This window comes from Mojavia sp. (assembly GCF_059505145.1).
The window spans coordinates 15,037-31,430 of record NZ_JCACKA010000075.1; the positions used below are offsets into that span (position 1 = coordinate 15,037).

At 40.9% G+C, this 16,394-nt stretch carries 10 protein-coding genes; 3 read left to right on the forward strand and 7 right to left on the reverse strand.

From position 1 onward, the window contains the following. The first annotated feature begins 309 nt into the window (after positions 1-309). Entirely contained in the window at positions 310-744 is a 435-nt protein-coding gene (locus tag AC5JL8_RS21435; protein ID WP_495881709.1) for a general stress protein, read from the forward strand. A 694-nt stretch (positions 745-1,438) separates the two neighbouring features. Here the strand turns inward: AC5JL8_RS21435 and AC5JL8_RS21440 are convergent. Continuing rightward, a complete protein-coding gene (locus tag AC5JL8_RS21440; RefSeq protein WP_495881710.1) occupies positions 1,439-2,182 on the reverse strand; it encodes a response regulator transcription factor in 744 nt (247 codons plus the stop codon). A gap of 153 nt (positions 2,183-2,335) precedes the next feature. On the opposite strand from AC5JL8_RS21440, the gene AC5JL8_RS21445 reads away from it, so the two are divergent. Next, positions 2,336-3,406 (forward strand): YheT family hydrolase, encoded by a 1,071-nt coding sequence (locus tag AC5JL8_RS21445; RefSeq protein WP_495881711.1) that lies wholly within the window; start codon positions 2,336-2,338, stop codon positions 3,404-3,406. Between the two features lie 287 nt (positions 3,407-3,693). Then, on the forward strand, positions 3,694-4,413 hold the full coding sequence (gene hetI / locus AC5JL8_RS21450) for a 4'-phosphopantetheinyl transferase HetI (RefSeq protein WP_495881712.1): 720 nt from the start codon (positions 3,694-3,696) through the stop codon (positions 4,411-4,413). Between the two features lie 7 nt (positions 4,414-4,420). On the opposite strand, the gene AC5JL8_RS21455 is transcribed toward hetI, so the two are convergent. The 6 genes from AC5JL8_RS21455 to AC5JL8_RS21480 all read right to left on the reverse strand — a co-directional run bounded on the left by AC5JL8_RS21455 (position 4,421) and on the right by AC5JL8_RS21480 (position 16,360). Then, the gene (locus AC5JL8_RS21455) at positions 4,421-5,356 is read right to left on the reverse strand and encodes a class I SAM-dependent methyltransferase (RefSeq protein ID WP_495881713.1); all 936 of its coding nucleotides are present in this window, start codon (positions 5,354-5,356) and stop codon (positions 4,421-4,423) included. A gap of 368 nt (positions 5,357-5,724) precedes the next feature. Next, positions 5,725-7,233 carry a thioester reductase domain-containing protein gene (locus AC5JL8_RS21460; RefSeq protein WP_495881714.1) on the reverse strand — a complete coding sequence of 503 codons (1,509 nt, stop codon included), beginning with the start codon at positions 7,231-7,233 and terminating at the stop codon, positions 5,725-5,727. A gap of 2 nt (positions 7,234-7,235) precedes the next feature. Beyond that, on the reverse strand, positions 7,236-8,906 hold the full coding sequence (locus AC5JL8_RS21465; RefSeq protein ID WP_495881715.1) for a PfaD family polyunsaturated fatty acid/polyketide biosynthesis protein: 1,671 nt from the start codon (positions 8,904-8,906) through the stop codon (positions 7,236-7,238). Positions 8,907-9,171: 265 nt separating this feature from the next. Further along, positions 9,172-12,591, reverse strand: coding sequence for a PfaB family protein (locus AC5JL8_RS21470; protein ID WP_495881767.1), 3,420 nt, complete (start codon positions 12,589-12,591; stop codon positions 9,172-9,174). Between the two features lie 300 nt (positions 12,592-12,891). Then, entirely contained in the window at positions 12,892-14,253 is a 1,362-nt protein-coding gene (locus tag AC5JL8_RS21475) for a beta-ketoacyl [acyl carrier protein] synthase domain-containing protein (protein ID WP_495881716.1), read from the reverse strand. A 373-nt stretch (positions 14,254-14,626) separates the two neighbouring features. Continuing rightward, positions 14,627-16,360, reverse strand: coding sequence for an SDR family NAD(P)-dependent oxidoreductase (locus AC5JL8_RS21480; RefSeq protein WP_495881717.1), 1,734 nt, complete (start codon positions 16,358-16,360; stop codon positions 14,627-14,629). Positions 16,361-16,394: the final 34 nt, after the last annotated feature.

Genomic DNA, 16,394 nt, shown 5'->3' on the forward strand with positions numbered 1-16,394 from the left:
TGGAGTGCGATCGCGTTTTGGCAAAATGTGACTCATTTGTGGACATTTTCTCCTTGCCATATAATCAGCCAAAGTTCTCAACCTCATTGAGAAAAGCCACGACTCTGACTATCTTGTGAAGTGCGTAGACCCCCAGAGGACAGAATTAATACTATTTTGGATTTCAGATTTTGCGGAAAGTTGAGCGTCTGTAAATGTATTTTATTACTTAGGATGGTTTTGGATTCAACAAACTTGTATTTAATATTACAGACACTAAAAAAATAAATTTGTAGGGAATTACTTTTCCCCTGCTATCAAGGAGTAATAATGATTTTAAGTCGATATCAACGTGCTGTAGGCGTGTTTACTCATCGTCTTGATGCAGAACAGGCACTACATGAGTTGAGAGAATCTGGCTTGGCAATGGAGAAAGTATCTGTAGTTGTACAGAATTCAGACCGCAATCATGAGATTGCCAATGATGAAATTAAGGAACGCACTGGTGATAAAGCTGACGAAGGTGCAACAGTCGGAGGGCTTTCAGGGGGCGCTGTTGGTGGATTGACTGGTTTATTAGTTGGTCTTGGTACTTTAGCAATCCCTGGAGTTGGCCCAATAATGCTGGCTGGTGCAACAGTAACTGCTTTGGCTACAACCCTTGTCGGGGCCACAGACAATGAGCTTGATCGTGCTAGCTTTATTCTGGGCAAATATGGCGTTCAAGAGTGCCAAATTTATGACCCAATGTTAATTCGTTCTTGAAAATACCGCAAGCAGGATAATATCCGATTGCAGATGACCAAAGCAAGCCGAGGAAAGATGTTAGCAGGACTGATGATATTGGAATCTGTAAAATTAAAAGCTTTCACATAAGTGGAAAATTTCAACGAGTTTTAAAAACTGATTCGTAAAGCCAACCCTTCGGATACTCTCGATATTGATACCATTTCACGAAATGCCTGATACAAATGATTGCTCTTTAATTCTTTCCCCCTGCTGCCTATTTGTATCAATCTTAAAGTGACACGGTATGAGGCGTGAAATACCTGCTCCTCGCAAAACATCATCTGGAGTGTTTAGGAAATCCAAAGCTGATGGAAAAGGGCTAGACTTACATATTTAATGTTTTTTACTCCATTGGCATGGCGAATTACTACGCTAATTGTGTCTAGTGTGCCACTCAGCATTAGCATCAATATTGTTATATAGTTTATTCCAAAGAAGCTAGGGGAGCTGTGGTAGCGGGGGGGGTGAAGAGGAAGATGAAGATGAAGAGTTATTGAGTTATTTTTCAATCTCTTTCTCCCCCAGCCTAAACAGCCTCCCCAACTTCCTTCATTCTTGAAAAGGCTAACTAGACAATCTAGGGTTACGCCAATTTAATCCAAAACACTTTATTGGCACTCGCTGGATTTTTACAGAACAGAGTGCCAATTTATGACTTCGTTAACAGAGTTCACTCAACAACTGATATTGAGGCTCCTTCACTGGTTGGGGGTAGACTGGGTAACTCAAGACAATATCCGGCACCATATACTGTCTTGATATAGCGGGGATGGCGAGGATCGGGTTCGAGTTTGGTTCTCAAGTGGCGGATATGTACTCGAATCGTTTCAATGTCATCATCTGGATCGTAGCCCCAAACTTCCCTGAGAATTTCACTGGGAGAAACTGTCTGTCCGTGGCGCTGAAGCAAGCAGTGAAGTAACTCAAACTCCAAGTGAGTCAATTTCACTGTCTCATGGAACCAAATTGCCTCAAATCGTTCGGGAACGAGGGTTAGTGGCCCATAATTAAGAATCTCACTATGCTTTGCTGCTTGGGGAATACGGTCTGTGCGCCGTAATAGTGCGCGCACCCGCGCCAGCATTTCTTCGACTTCAAAGGGCTTGGTAAGATAGTCATCTGCACCAGCATTGAAGCCTTCCACTTTATCTTGGGTTTGGCTTAAAGCCGTCAACATTAGCACGGGAATCTCAGATGTGCGCTCATCTCGACGCAGGCGTTGGCAAACGGTGAATCCATCTACCCTTGGTAACATCAAATCGAGCATGATCAAGTCTGGTTGTAGCTGGAGAGCTAAGGCCTGACCTTTGATCCCGTCTTCTGCTTGACTAACATCGTAGCCAGCCATTTCCAAGTTGACGGCAACGAGTTCTGAAATTGCTGGGTCATCGTCTATGACAAGAATCCTCGGCATTCTTAAAATTTATTACTACTTATTAAGGATAAATAAGAACCTTTGGTAGATACAAAGATTGCTGTCTTGATTATAAAAAAGATTTTAAATCTAACATAATCCTTAAGATAACAGAATTAGCAAATCTCCCTTAAAGTACACGAAATTTTTTATATGATATGTTGCGCTCCCTACAATCCGCCGCGTTTGCTGCAAAACGGTGTGGCAATGACAATGTTCACCTTCTTGTGGGGAAGACGTTACTGGGAAAGAACAATTCAACATCCAGAACCGCTATATCACAAAACGGTGTTGATTGGTGGGCAAGGTGTACCAATTTTTAGTTGGGTAGCTATACCAAAAAAGGCTCATAGTACGATTATTGCCACTTATGGGATTATAGGAGACTTGGCTACAGAATGGTTTTTGAGGCTCCTGGGACGTAAAGCCTATGCACAAGGGTACGCTGTGGTGTTATTTGATTGGCGTGGTCACGGCAAGACGGCTGAACTGTCACCGACTTTAATGTCTGATGGTTTGTATGAAGGAGAAGATTTTGTTCGTATTGCCGCAAGTGCAGCGTCGATGGGTTGTCCGGGTAAATTTTGGTTTACTGGGTATTCTTTGGGGGGACAATTGGCGCTATGGGGGCTGAAAGCTGCGGAAAATTTAACTAAGGACAATGAAGATTTAGGAATAAAATACAGTGATATTGGTGGTGGTGTAGCAATTTGTCCGAATTTAGATTCTATGCGATCGCTGTCTCATTTAATGACAGACCCTGCGGGCAAATATTTCCATGCAGTTATCACTCGTAATTTAAAACAGCTGGCTTGGCAAATACATGATGCTCATCCTGGTAGCCTTGACCCCACAGCCATTGAACGGGCAAACAGTATCTGGAATTTTGATCATGAACTAGTAATTGATAAGTTAGGTTTTCCTAACGTAGAAGCGTATTACCAAGCTAGTTGTGTTTTACCACTGCTACCACAAATCTCAAAGCCCACTTTGATTATCTATGCCGCCGATGATCCATTTTTCCCCACAGCCATCATCCCTGACTTGCAGGCTGCTAGTGCGAGCAATTCGATGATAGATTTGTTGCTCACCCGCTATGGTGGTCATATTGGCTATTTGAGTAGTAAAAAGTGTCAGCGTCAGGCACAAGACCCAGACCAATGGTGGGCTTGGAATCGAGTTTTACAGTGGCTGGAGCAACAGCAGGGCAGTAGGGGGGAGTAATTTGTAGCTTTGATGAGATGCCTAATATATCTAGGACTTACGCACTGAAGCCCTGATCCCCCCTAACCCCCCTTTTGAAGGGGGGAATTTCTAAAGCCACGCCACTGAGGGAGTCGGGGAACCCGCAAGGGCGCAGGGCTGCCCCTTTTGAAGGGGGTTGGGGGATCTGAGTGCGTAAGTTCTGATATCGCAAACATTGTGTGAATTGGTATTACAATGAGGGCGCGATGCTTTAAGCGCAGGTTGGTAAAATAACTCCACTCACCAATTTTCAATGTTCTGGCTTGATGACTTCTCCTAACCCTCTATGGCTACCTGCACCGATAGATTTAACTTTGTTGCCAGATGAGGTTCATATCTGGCGAATAAACCTCGACCAGCCAGAAGCGAAGTTGCAAGACTTAGCAGCTATCTTATCCAACGATGAACTGGCTCGTGCCCAAAGATTCTATTTCCCAGAACATCGCCAACGTTTCATTGCTGGGCGTGGTAGCTTACGAACTATCTTGAGTCTTTACTTAAGTATTGCTCCAAAACTGGTGAAGTTTGATTATGAACCTCGTGGCAAACCATTCTTAGCTGATCAATGTGCGGAGAGTGGATTATCGTTTAATTTATCTCACTCTCAAAATTTAGCTTTGTGCGCGGTGAGTTTCGATCGCCAAATTGGAATCGATTTAGAATATATCCGTGAAATTTCCGACTTAGAATCCCTTGCTCAACGGTTCTTTTTACCTACAGAATATGAAATGGTGCGATCGCTACCTGCAAATCAAAAGCAAAAGGTATTTTTTCGCTATTGGACTTGCAAGGAAGCTTATCTAAAAGCTACAGGAGAAGGAATAGCTCAGTTAGAGCAAATTGAAGTTTCTCTAACTCCTACCACACCAGCCAAATTGCAAACATCTCAAGACTGGAGCCTTCTAGAACTATTACCTGCTGACAATTATGTTGCTGCTGTTGCTGTAGCTGGTTTTGGCTGGCATCACAGGCTTTGGCAGTATTGAGTACTAACTATCGGCTTTTGCGGAACATAACTGCCATCCCAGTTCGGAAACTCAGCCAATAACCGAAAAGAGCATAAAACCAGAATTTATAAGATGCCAGTGCTTTCCACACTTTGAGCGGTTCATAAATGGTATCAATTGAACCATCAAAAAGTCGTTGGTACTGGTTCCATGCACGAGTATTCATAGCGAACCAAGGTGTATCGTGATAGGGACGAGCAAAAAATTCTACAGGCTGCCAACCTTGTTTATATCCTACTGATTCCAACGATTCACGAGTGTAGATATGCAGATGATAAGGAACATGGACATCATTATAGAAATCGGATATGTGGGGTTTGCTTAAGTCAAGATTAGCTGCGTTGGGTGTGCCAATGAGAATATAACCACCAGGGGCGAGTAAGCTATCCAACTTAGATAATAGTTCATGGGGGTCTTCAACGTGTTCGATCACATCTTGAAGCAAGATGTAATCGAATGGCCCATGATTCAGGATACTGCGATCGCCAAACCCATTTTCCGATCCATAAGGATCATAGCCGTAACAATTTGCAAAGCCGCATTTTTGTAAATACTCTAAAAATAAACCATTGGCACAACCATAATCTAAGAAAGAATGATTCTTAGAAAAGCCATGCTTTGTTAGTTGTCGCCTCAGATTCCGATAATAGAAAAGGTATGGCCATGTAAGTTTTGCTTGAGCAATAGGATACTTGGCGTAGTATTGCGGCAAATCAACAACATCTAGACAATGAATCGTTTGGCATTGAGAGCATCGCCAAACCTTAAATTTCTCTTTTCTAAAAGCTCTGACATTAGAAGCAAAAGTTGCTAATGCAGATTTTTTATTCTCATTTATAGAGCTATTACAAACTACACACTTAATGCGCTGTTTGCTGATTTTCTCGTTATCTTGTAGCGATTTAGAGAGATTCTGAATCATGTAAGTCTCAACTTAATTTCGCAGTAACTGCAAGGTTCTCAATAGAACAGATATGGCATTAGCCATCCTGAACTTACTTGAAAAGCAAAATTACAGAAAAACCTTGGCAGCAAATTTGTGAAGGGATTTACTGTTGTTGAGTTTGGCACAATCGAGATAAATTGAACTGTTACGAACACGACAAATATAAAAATTACTTTGCCTTGTTGCTGTTGAAGTTTATATTTATTAACTAAAGTAGGGGCACAACGACTGTTGTACCCCTGAAAATATAGCAATTCTATTTGATTTGTGGAAATGAGTGGACTTCAGATCCTCGGCTTCGTCGAGAAGTCGGGGATCTTGTTCTTACTTACTCATCGCTCTAACTAAGCAACATTCAAGAAACCAGTCTGAATCAAATATGCAGTATAGGTCATAAACAATTCCGAACTGATTGGTGGACAGACGATGGAACTACCTGCGAGTGCTTGTAGAGTTTCTTGACAACTAATGTGGGGTCTTCTTGCTTGTAGATACAAATCTGGAATTGTCAGTTGTTCATCAGACCAGCGTTCTAACAAAAATGGTCTGAGTGTGTATAAAGGATTATCCACAGAAGACACATTATTAATCAACTCTGCTTGCCACTGTTCATAAGGAATCGCCTGGACTGGATAACCGAATGATTGCACCCATGTAATTAAGGTACTTAAAGGTGCAGGTTGGGGATGTTGCAAGTTGAACGCTTTACCTATAGATGATGGCTGCATCGATAGATACACGATCGCTTTGCTGACATAATCTACAGGAGACATATCCATCATATATTCCACATCTGGGAAGTATCCCATTTGCAGACAGCCTTTGACCATCAAGTTGATAAAGTCATGGGTATTACAAATACCTGTCTCGCTATCTCCAGAGATTAATGGTGGTCTGTGGATAGTTACAGGTAAACCGCGATCGCGAGCAATTTTAACTAACTTCTCAGCAACCCATTTAGTTTGAGAGTATCCAAGAAAAATGCCTTCCCAATGATTAAAATCATCCTGTTCTTTAACCACTTTGCCAGCATAAGCAGGTGATTCAAACACAGCCACACTAGAAACGTAATGTACAGGCTTGAGTTTGATTTGACTTGCCAATCTCAAAACTTCTTGAGTTCCGAGAACGTTGGCTGCTTTCAGTGCTGAGTAAGGATAAACATAATTCAGCAAAGCACCACTATGATAAATGGTGTCAATATTGGCAGCTAAAATTTGAAATTGCTCTGCACCAATACCCAACATTGGTAGTGCTAAATCGCCAACAACCGGGACAATTCTCGACTTGTATTTTTCATCCCAAATTGCATAAGCTTTGAGATTTTTTTCTAGTTTGCTCTTACCTTCTTGGGCATCAGCAGCACGCACTAAGCAATATATATCAGCATTAGTTTGCTGTAACAGTTCCCGAATTAAAAACGCTCCTAAAAAGCCTGTACCTCCAGTTAAAAAGATATTTTTAGGTTCACCTATAGACACTGGAGGTAAAGCATCAGGACGGATGGTCGGGTCAAGAACAGCTTCGGCGTGTAAATCTAAAGTCGGGATAGCAGTGTTGACAGTTGCACTAGTCGTGTCTTGAATCTCTGACTCTTCTGGTACTTCTTCTGCTAGACGCTGTGAAAGCGCTGCAATATTTGGGTAATGCCACAACAGCAGGGGTGAGGGCTGAAATCCCAACAATTTCTCTAATTTACTGACGAGAATCATTGCTTGGGCTGAATCTAACCCATAGTTTTCTAGATGTTCTTCGACATCTATCTCATCAGTTTCTACCCCTAATAACTCAGCCAGATTAGACACCAGCCAATCTTGAATATCTGCTGCACTATAAGAATGTTTTAGAGTCATTTTTACATCTCCAATGTAGAGCGAAGCGGGCGATACTGACTGTAGGAATCGGGAATTTGTAGACCTTGAAATTTCAAACTTTGTATCCGGTATAAAAATGCTGCCCCGGTCATAATATGGTTAGCAACATCAACTACTTTGCGATTTTGAGGTTCAGATAGATAAGAACCACGCACCCAGTCATTGAAGCCACCCATTGCCGGGCCACACCAAATTTGATAATCGACTTCTCGACCTTTTTCTCCAGAAAGAGACCAACGGGAAGATAAGCCTAAATACCAGCGGAAAATCACTGCCATTTTCAGTTTGGGATTATTAACTGCTTTGCCCAGTTTTTCAGGGTTCTTTTGGGACAGATAAGCAGCAGTTCCTTCCCAAACTTCTGCAATAGTCTTGCGGAAAATCTGTTTTTCTAATTTCTCTCTTTCGGGAAGTGGGATGTCTTCAATCGAGTCATAAGTCCGATATAACTCATACAATTTTTGCGCTCGCATCGGAAACATTGTGCCCCGTTTGAGAACTTGTAATTTGACTCCCATTTCAAACATATCTGCTGCTGGAGCCATGATCACATCAGCCATTTCTGCTTGAGCAAGTAATTTCTTTGTGTGTTCGCAAGCTCCAGATTCAATGCATGATTGATTAATTGAGCCGGTCATCACATAAGCAGCACCCATCATAAAAGCAGCTAAGGCTGATTGTGGTGTGGCTATTCCGCCTGCTACTCCCACTCTAATCGGTTGTGAGTATTGATATTGTTCCTGAATTTCATCTCTTAAAGCTATGATCGAAGGTAAGAGACAAACTAAGGGACGATTATCTGTGTGTCCGCCAGAATCAGCTTCGACGGTAATATCATCAGCCATCGGAACCTTAGTTGCAAGAGTTGCTTGCAACTCGCTAATTAGCCCTTGCTCAACAAGTTCTTTGAGTATTCTGGCTGGTGCTGGTTGGAGAAATTTGGTGGCTACTTCTCTGCGTGAAATTTTGGCAATGACTTTATTTTTAATTTCAATTTGATTAGCATCATTCAAACTTAACCCCGCAGCACGGTAATAAACAATGTTGGGAGTTAAGTCAAGAAATGCCGACGCTTCGACTATTCTCACGCCATATTTGAGGAATAAATCTACCGCACAGCGCTCAATTCTTGGTTCATTGGGACTGTGAATTAAATTGAAAGCGTAGGGGCCTTGAGGTAAAGCTTGTTGAATTTTATGAATAGCAGCTTCTAAACGCTCTGGACTTAAACCGCCTGCACCAAACGAACTTAAAATTTTCTCTTTTCCTAGCGCAATCACCATTTCTTCGGAAGCAATACCTCCAGCCATTGCGCCAGTAGCATAGGCATATTTCACGCCATAAAAGGCGAGAAAACTTGGATCTCCTAATTGTTGAATTTTAATTGGTGGAATTGATGTCAGCAGTTCTACTGGTGTGATATTGCCATTATCAGCAGGACACAAATAACCATCATTAGTGACACCAATTTTTCCTGCAACTTTTACGATATAACAGGGTTTATCTAATGTAAGGAATTTATCTAGTATGGTTGTTTGTTCAAAAGATATACAATCTAAGGAACCTTTCCAAGCAAGATTTTGTCCATAAGAATAGGAAGCAAATCTCAAACCATTATCGTGTTTACTTAGTGGCGTATCTACAGTGGTCACGCTAGTTATCCCTCGATTTATAAGCGATGAGTTATAAAGGTTGAAGGGGTAAGGATAAAGGATGAAGAAGAAAGTAATACCAAGTTTGAATTCTCTATCCTAATATTGGCTCTGTTGTAAAATGCTCAAAAAATGCTATCTGAGATGTAAAAACATTTTTTAACGAACCGCAGAGAACACAGAGAGCGCAGAGTCAGAAGAGAGAATATAGGTTGCAGTTAATGGGAAATACTGTAATTCATCCTTTATCCTTAATACTTAATGATTAAGAGTCTTCGTTGAGTAAATTTTGGGCACAAGCTAATTGCAATTGAATAATTTCGCTCATTTGCTTGCTAAAATTTTGTCTAGATTTTAAGAAGGCAGTGTGAGCTTTAGTCAAATGTGCATTGTTAGCATTGAGCTTTTGATATTGAGTCTTATTTAAATCGGACATACTGATAGTTTTGCCAAATTTGCGAGTTATATTTTGTGGTGGTAAGCTGGGCTGTGTTGGTTGTTGGCTGGTAGTTATCTCAGAGGATTGTAATTGTTCCGTTGAGACTAAACCGTGTTCAATGATATTTTTCTCTGCGATTTCTTCTGGCTGATTTGTAGGCAGTGAAATATCATCAACAGACTTATTATTTGTAGCAATTACCACTGGAGTATTCAGTGAGTTGATAATTTCAACTTCTCTTTGATACTCAAATTTGGTGGATTGTAGCTGAGGGTTATTAGTTGAATTTTGGAAAAATTTTCGATTTTCTTCACTCAATATTGTGTCAGTAATTGAGTTACCACCTAAAGTGATAGTTCTTAGCGTTAATTTACTGCGATCGCCTTCTCCTGTTGGAGACGCTGCGCGAACGGCAGTGCGCTCCGCGCGATCGCTACTTTCTTGGGAGAGGCCATACAGAGATGATAAGTCCATATCAACTCGATGACTAAGCAGTTTTGCTAACGCTTTAACTATGGAAGTATGATCATCCATACCTCTTCTGTTGAGAGATACTGTGATGTGTTCTTGTCCTTCAAGAATTTTACCTACCCAGCGAGAACAGACACCGCCTGCACCTGCTTCAATAAAGATTTTGACTCCATCGGCGTAAACGCGGTTAACTAAGCGAGGAAAATCAAGTTGTTGGCTTAGTCCGGTGGCGATACTATGGGCTACTGCTTCACTGTTAACTGCGATCGGTTTATATCCAGCCGCAGAATAAAAAGTAATACCAGGAATCTCCTGAGTTGGTAAAGTGTTGAGTTTGACTAACTCTGTATATTCCGATCGCATGGCTTCACAATGAATCACATGGTCGAAGGGAGCCGGAAATGCATTGCAGCCAAGAGTTTCGATTACTCGCTTACAGGCTGCTGGTTCGCCAGCAATTAATACTTCTTCTGGTGTATTAATCTGCGTTAAATAGACACGACTCTCATTTTTAAGGCATTCTCTCACCTGGGCTGGAGTCGCCATGAGAACATAGTTACACCAGAAATTATTGTCTGGAGTGTCGGATGCTGGTGGTAATCCCCAATATTCACGCACGGCATTTTTCGGGCCAGATAACCTATCGCCAAATAAAGCCGATGAGTTAAAGCTGTTACTTCCTTCGTAAAAATTACTCCAAACGCCTTGGGCTACCATCATGCTAGTTTCACCAAGGCTATAGCCAAACACGTATTTGGGTTTGACTTGAAAGTTATCACGAATAACTGTGGTGATTAGCCTGGTAAAAAACATTTCCGCCTCAAACATTGCTAGGGAATCATCTAGCAATTTCTTTTCCAGGGTTTCTAGTTGCCGAGTTGACAACTTATTTAAGCTTCGGGGAAAAACGAGTTTCTCAACATCCGAGACTCGTTTATACAGACTCTTAACGAAGGGGTCATCCTGAACGTTGGGGAATAGCCGGAAGAGAGTGCGACCAATACCCACATAAGAATTGACCGCAGCTGGATAAACGTATGCAACTGAACCTTTTTTGCCTAATGGGTTAGCTGTGAAATAACTACCTATTGGTGTTTGCCAGTCTGTATTGCGTTCAAAGGCAGTATTTACACCTTTTTGCGCCGATATGATTTCTTTGAGTAATTCCTTCTTATTCCGGCCTGCGATCGCTAGCACATACTTAGCTGTAGAATGCTGCTGAAATCTCACAAAGTTCAAGCTAGCAGCATCAGATAAAGAGTCAGCATTTTCGATATCTTGTTGGAGATTATCCAACAAATCTAGTAAAGCTGAACGCTCATCAGCTGCCAAGGGGAAAAGATAAAAAGGCCGTTGTTGTAAATACTTGCTGCTGTGATTTATTTGGTCTGGTTCATCTGACAAGATGACATGGGCACAAGTCCCATCACAACCCATACCATTAATGGCGGCGATTCTGTGAGTACTGTCTTTATGGAGGAACCAAGGTCTAGATTCCGTCGCCACAAAGAAAGGACTACCTTGCCAAACTTCGGGTGTTTTCACACCAGACCAGTTAGGCGTAGCAGGAATATAGTTGTGATAGAGACACAAAGCTGTTTTGATTAAGCTAGCAATTCCCGATGCTACATAGGTGTGACCAATATTGGACTTCACACTACCAATCGCACAGTGCAGACCATCTCCTACTGGGGGATAAGCCTGAAGCATCCCGGCAATTTCTGCTTCATCTTCCTGGGGAAAACCACTAGCAACAACTTCTACATAGTTAACTTCTGTAGGTTGAATCCCCGCCAATTGGAAAGCTTGCTGGCAGGTTTGGTTAATGGTTTCCGCATCTACAGAGGTAGAAGGTGCTTGCCCAATACTAACGGCATCAATAACTGCATAGATGCGATCGCCATTTTGTTTAGCAGTATCATAACGCTTGAGAACGACTGCACCTGCACCTTCGCCAACCGTCCAGCCATTGGCTTTCTGGTCATAACTTAAGGTATTAGCACCAGTGTTAACTGTTCCCCATTGGCTACGCAATAAAACATTTTCTATGCCACCTGCCAAATCGACAGCACCAACCACCACAGCATCTACTTCCCCAGTTATGAGTAGCATTTGTGCCACTTCCAAAGCTTTGAAAGCAGAAGTTTCCACCGCCGTCATAGTAAATGCAGGGCCAGTGAAATTCCACAGCGAAGAAATACGACTCGCCATGATGTTGGCAATGTAACTGAGATATTCACCAATATCTACTTGATGGTGAACACTATCTTTGACAATTGTTTCTAACTGAGCAATTTTATCAGCAGGCAAGGCAATTTCCGCAGCATTTAAACCATCTTTAATTTGCCACGATAAATTCCATCTTTGCTGTAGCTGGTGAACAGACAATTCTGCCTCAGCTGCAATAATTACGGCGACATTTCCCCCTTCTTGAATGCTGGCATCTTTCAATGCACCATCTGCCACTGTTAACAGTAACAGTTGTTGCGGATTCAGTTGTTCTACTTCATTTGGAGGAATTTTGTAAGCTAAAGTGTCAAGTTCAAAATCTTGAATGTATGCCCCTACTGGTGCTTTACCGTCTGGCAAGCCATACTCTTTAAGCAAATTTTCCTGCCCATCTATGCCATACCATCTCTTAGACGGCAGAGGAACAAAATGCTGTTTGCCGTCATAAATACTACGTTCAAAAGCATCTAAATCTTTACATTCACTAAAAAAGGCATCCATGCCCACAATGGCAATTTTGGCTGATTGCATATTTTGCTCAAACATCATTTAATTACGCTAACTAAGGTTTGAAGGATGGAATATGTTGCAGAAATTAGTCTGTTGGCTACAGTAATCTCTCTGAAAGTATCTTTACTTTGCGTTCTTCGTGCCCTTTGTGGTTCATTTTTTTTAGCACTGTGTAAGCTATGCTCAGATAAGTAGTAAACAAAAAATAATTAGAACGAACCGCAAAGTACACAAAGTACACAAAGGAAAGAGACAAAGGAAGAGAATCGGCGTTTATCCGCGTTTATCGGCGGTTAAATAATTTATTTTTTTGACTTTCGCAAGCAGCCTAATTTTTTACACTTCATCCTTCTTTTCCAGAATTAGATGTGAGTTAGTTCCGCCAAAGCCAAAAGCACTTAAGGCTGCACGTTTTATTGAAGAATTATTTGGCCAGGTTGTGGCAGTTCTCACAATATTTTTGGCAGAAATGACAGTATTTTCTGAACCTATAGGTTCAGCCACATTAATCGTTGCTGGAATAACACCTGCATTCATACTACAAATGGTTTTAGCCAAGCCAACCATACCGGCAGCAACTAATAAGTGTCCTACATTAGCTTTGCTAGAACCTACTAAAGGAGATGCTTGATGTTGTCCAAAGAAAGTTTCTATAGAATTTAATTCGGTGGTGTCTCCTAGTAAAGTTCCAGTAGCATGACACTCCATATAGTCAATTGCTTTGGGAGAAATTTGTGCTTCAGTATATGCCCGTTCAAATGCTAGAATTTGCCCTTTAGAATTGGGGCTAAGTAAGTGCTTACCTTTACCATCATTTGAAAGTCCATTGCCAGAGATAACAGCTAAAATTTTATCGCCATCTCTGACAGCATCACTATACCGTTTCAGCATTACCATCCCAATACCATCGGATGTAATTAGTCCGCGAGAAGACTTATCTAAAGGACGGCTGATGCCATTTTCGGGATAACCTTGAATGCCAGAAAATAACATCCGTAAAAAGAGTGTATCTACGCAACTAATTGCACCAGCTAACATCACATCAGCTTTGCGCGATCGCAAGTAATGAGATGCCAGCTTTATCGCATAAAATGATGATGAACAAGCTGCATCTATCGTGAAATGATTACTAGATAAAGAAAATGCTTGAGAGACTAGCGCGGCTGGAAAGCCGGTGATCATTGCATTATAAGGAGAGGCTTTGGTTGTCGTTGGTAACGCAGCTAATTTGAAGTTTTTAGCTTGTAAAAGTTCTGCGATCGCAGGTTCAATAGTTTGCTGATAAATTGGTGCAAACAATTGATTAGATAATTTGGTGGGTAAAGATAAAGTCCCTAAAATTACACCACATTTGGAAAGAACTTTTTGATTTCCCCAATAACCACTTTGCTGAATAGCTTGTTTAGCGGCATAAAGTGACCACTTAAAGCTGTTATCCAAACTTTGAATAAATTCTGGTTCTAGGTTATACTCGCTAGCATCAAACTCAAAATTACGGATGAATCCACCTTGAAGAAAATAGATTTTTTCCGGTTGACCCTTAATTGGCTCGTAAAATATTGTGGGGTCTACTCCCAAATCTTCGGCAGTAACAGGTGATGTAGAATCTTTCTCCTCGGTGAGATTCTGCCAAAACTGTTCGGGATTATTCGCATCAGGAAAGAGGCATGATAATCCGATAATGGCTATTTTTTCCACTGCTTATATCCTCGTTGGGGTATTAGGCGAGAGGGGAATTGTATATAGTTATCTTCATTGATTTGTGAAATTATTTATTTTTTGGCTCTGCATTATCCGCTGCACCGAAGTTATGATGCCTTCGGCAAGCTACTACGCTTTTAATGATTAAAAAAGTAAATTTCACAACTCAAATAAGATTACTATATTAAAAAACTTATTCTTTCCCCACACTTAACAGGATTTACGCTATTCCCCGAACTTGACGCAATTAAAATTTTACGCTGTTACCTAAACAAAAAAATGTTAAAGCATAGCATTTCTAAGTTGAGTATAATACATCTTAGTTTGTATTTAATTCAATTCAGAAATGCTATTCATACAATGAGCTTAATTACTTAGGTTGTAGTAAGCTCATTGGTGCAACAACTGCTTTAGCACCCAAGATACGTGAGTATAATTGCCCTTGGCGATCGTGGAGAATGAAATCAGCAGTTACACCAGTTGCTTTTTTCTCCTTAATGTCACAAGAAACATAAAAAGTTTCATTGACTGGTATTGCTCTGTATTGTTCAGATGTAGTCAACATTCCAGGTAAACAAACTTCTTGATGAAAATGGTTTAACCAAATCCATAAGGGTTGTGTACTCAAATCTGTTGAGTATGGATTGTGCCAATGTATAGGAAATTGCCCTTGTTGTTGCTCTGTGATTTGTGACCAAAAGCATTCCGTAGTAATTTTTGCTTGACTAATGTTTAAAACCCTTTGGATTTGCTGAAAACATGGCCCATGAAATAATGTAGATGGCCCGTTTTGATAAAAATCTTTACCAGTAGCTGTAATGATACCATCCTCTGTAAGGTTCATGGCATCATACATAGGTGCAGTAGGTAATTCTCGCACCAGTTTGATGGTAGAACTAAAATGATAATGAGTTTTACCTTCGGGGGTTTTACTCAAAATCTTGGTTTCAAATTCAATAAATTGCCCATCGGTTTTAGCAAGTTCTTTGAGTTGTAGAATATGCTCGCTGGCTACAGATTCATTAAAGGTAATTCCCTTGAGAACTTTAAAATCTTTGCAACTGAAATATCGATAACCTGGATAAATTTCTTCACAACCATTAATCATCCATGACATAGCACAGGTAGCTGGAACTACTGGATAACCAGCAATCACGTGATCCATTAAAAAAGGATTGGCTGCTACTGTGATGCGGCGACGAATTTGATAAGTTTTCAGTTCTGAATCTAAAGGTGCAGGAGGTGGAATTAAAGGGCTACCAATGACAACTTGGGTAGTTGCATGATTCTTAGGATGTAGTTCTTTGACTAACATTTTTGTGCCAACTTCCACAGGGATAATATCAATTCCCCGTTCCGCAAAAGCTTTTTTGAGTTCTGGCGTTACCATCCCACTATCCCAGCCTCCCCAATTAATCGCCACTACGTGACAGTTGGGATAGTTCTGTTTCATCAAGTGGGCTGATTTGTTGAGGATTTCGTTGGCGATCGCATAATCAGATTGACCAATATTGCCATAAAATCCTGTTACTGAAGAAAACAACACTAAATGCTGAAGTTGTTCTGGTTTAACGCAAGCTAAAAGATTTTCTAACCCTTGCACTTTGGCAGTGTAAACCTTTTCAAAATCCTGTTCTGTTTTCTTTTCAATTAACTTATCAGCTAAATTACCTGCACCATGTATGATGCCTGTAATTGGCCCCATCCGGTTAACAGCAGCCGTAAGTTTCTCTTCTAAAGCTTGCGTATCTGTAACATCAACGCTCAGATATTCAGCCGTAGCTCCTGTTTGTTGAATTTCTGCCAGAGTTTTTTTAATTTCGCGGCTAGAGTGAATCTTGTTATATATCTTTTGCACACTCATGGGTGTAGGCTTCTCACCTTGAGCAAGAAGATTTTCCATGATGCGTTTTTTTAATGCAGCTTCTTCAAAACAATTCTGAGCGTAATCAGGCTCATTTTCTAATAGTTCAGAACGACCAAGAAGAATAAATTTACAAGGTTGTTTTTTGGCGAGTTCAATCGTGCATTCAGCAGTTATACCTTTAGCTCCACCACTAACAAGAAAAACTGATGAAGGACGAATAGGTGTTTGTGTTGTCATATTTTGTTAAAGACTGATGAACGCGGATAATTGC

Bases quoted from the DNA above. Each gene is read 5' to 3' on its own strand.
- AC5JL8_RS21435 (WP_495881709.1), top strand. From the start codon at position 310: ATGATTTTAAGTCGATATCAACGTGCTGTAGGCGTGTTTACTCATCGT.
- AC5JL8_RS21440 (WP_495881710.1), bottom strand. From the start codon at position 2,182: ATGCCGAGGATTCTTGTCATAGACGATGACCCAGCAATTTCAGAACTC.
- AC5JL8_RS21445 (WP_495881711.1), top strand. From the start codon at position 2,336: ATGATATGTTGCGCTCCCTACAATCCGCCGCGTTTGCTGCAAAACGGT.
- hetI (WP_495881712.1), top strand. From the start codon at position 3,694: ATGACTTCTCCTAACCCTCTATGGCTACCTGCACCGATAGATTTAACT.
- AC5JL8_RS21455 (WP_495881713.1), bottom strand. From the start codon at position 5,356: ATGATTCAGAATCTCTCTAAATCGCTACAAGATAACGAGAAAATCAGC.
- AC5JL8_RS21460 (WP_495881714.1), bottom strand. From the start codon at position 7,233: ATGACTCTAAAACATTCTTATAGTGCAGCAGATATTCAAGATTGGCTG.
- AC5JL8_RS21470 (WP_495881767.1), bottom strand. From the start codon at position 12,591: ATGTTTGAGCAAAATATGCAATCAGCCAAAATTGCCATTGTGGGCATG.
- AC5JL8_RS21480 (WP_495881717.1), bottom strand. From the start codon at position 16,360: ATGACAACACAAACACCTATTCGTCCTTCATCAGTTTTTCTTGTTAGT.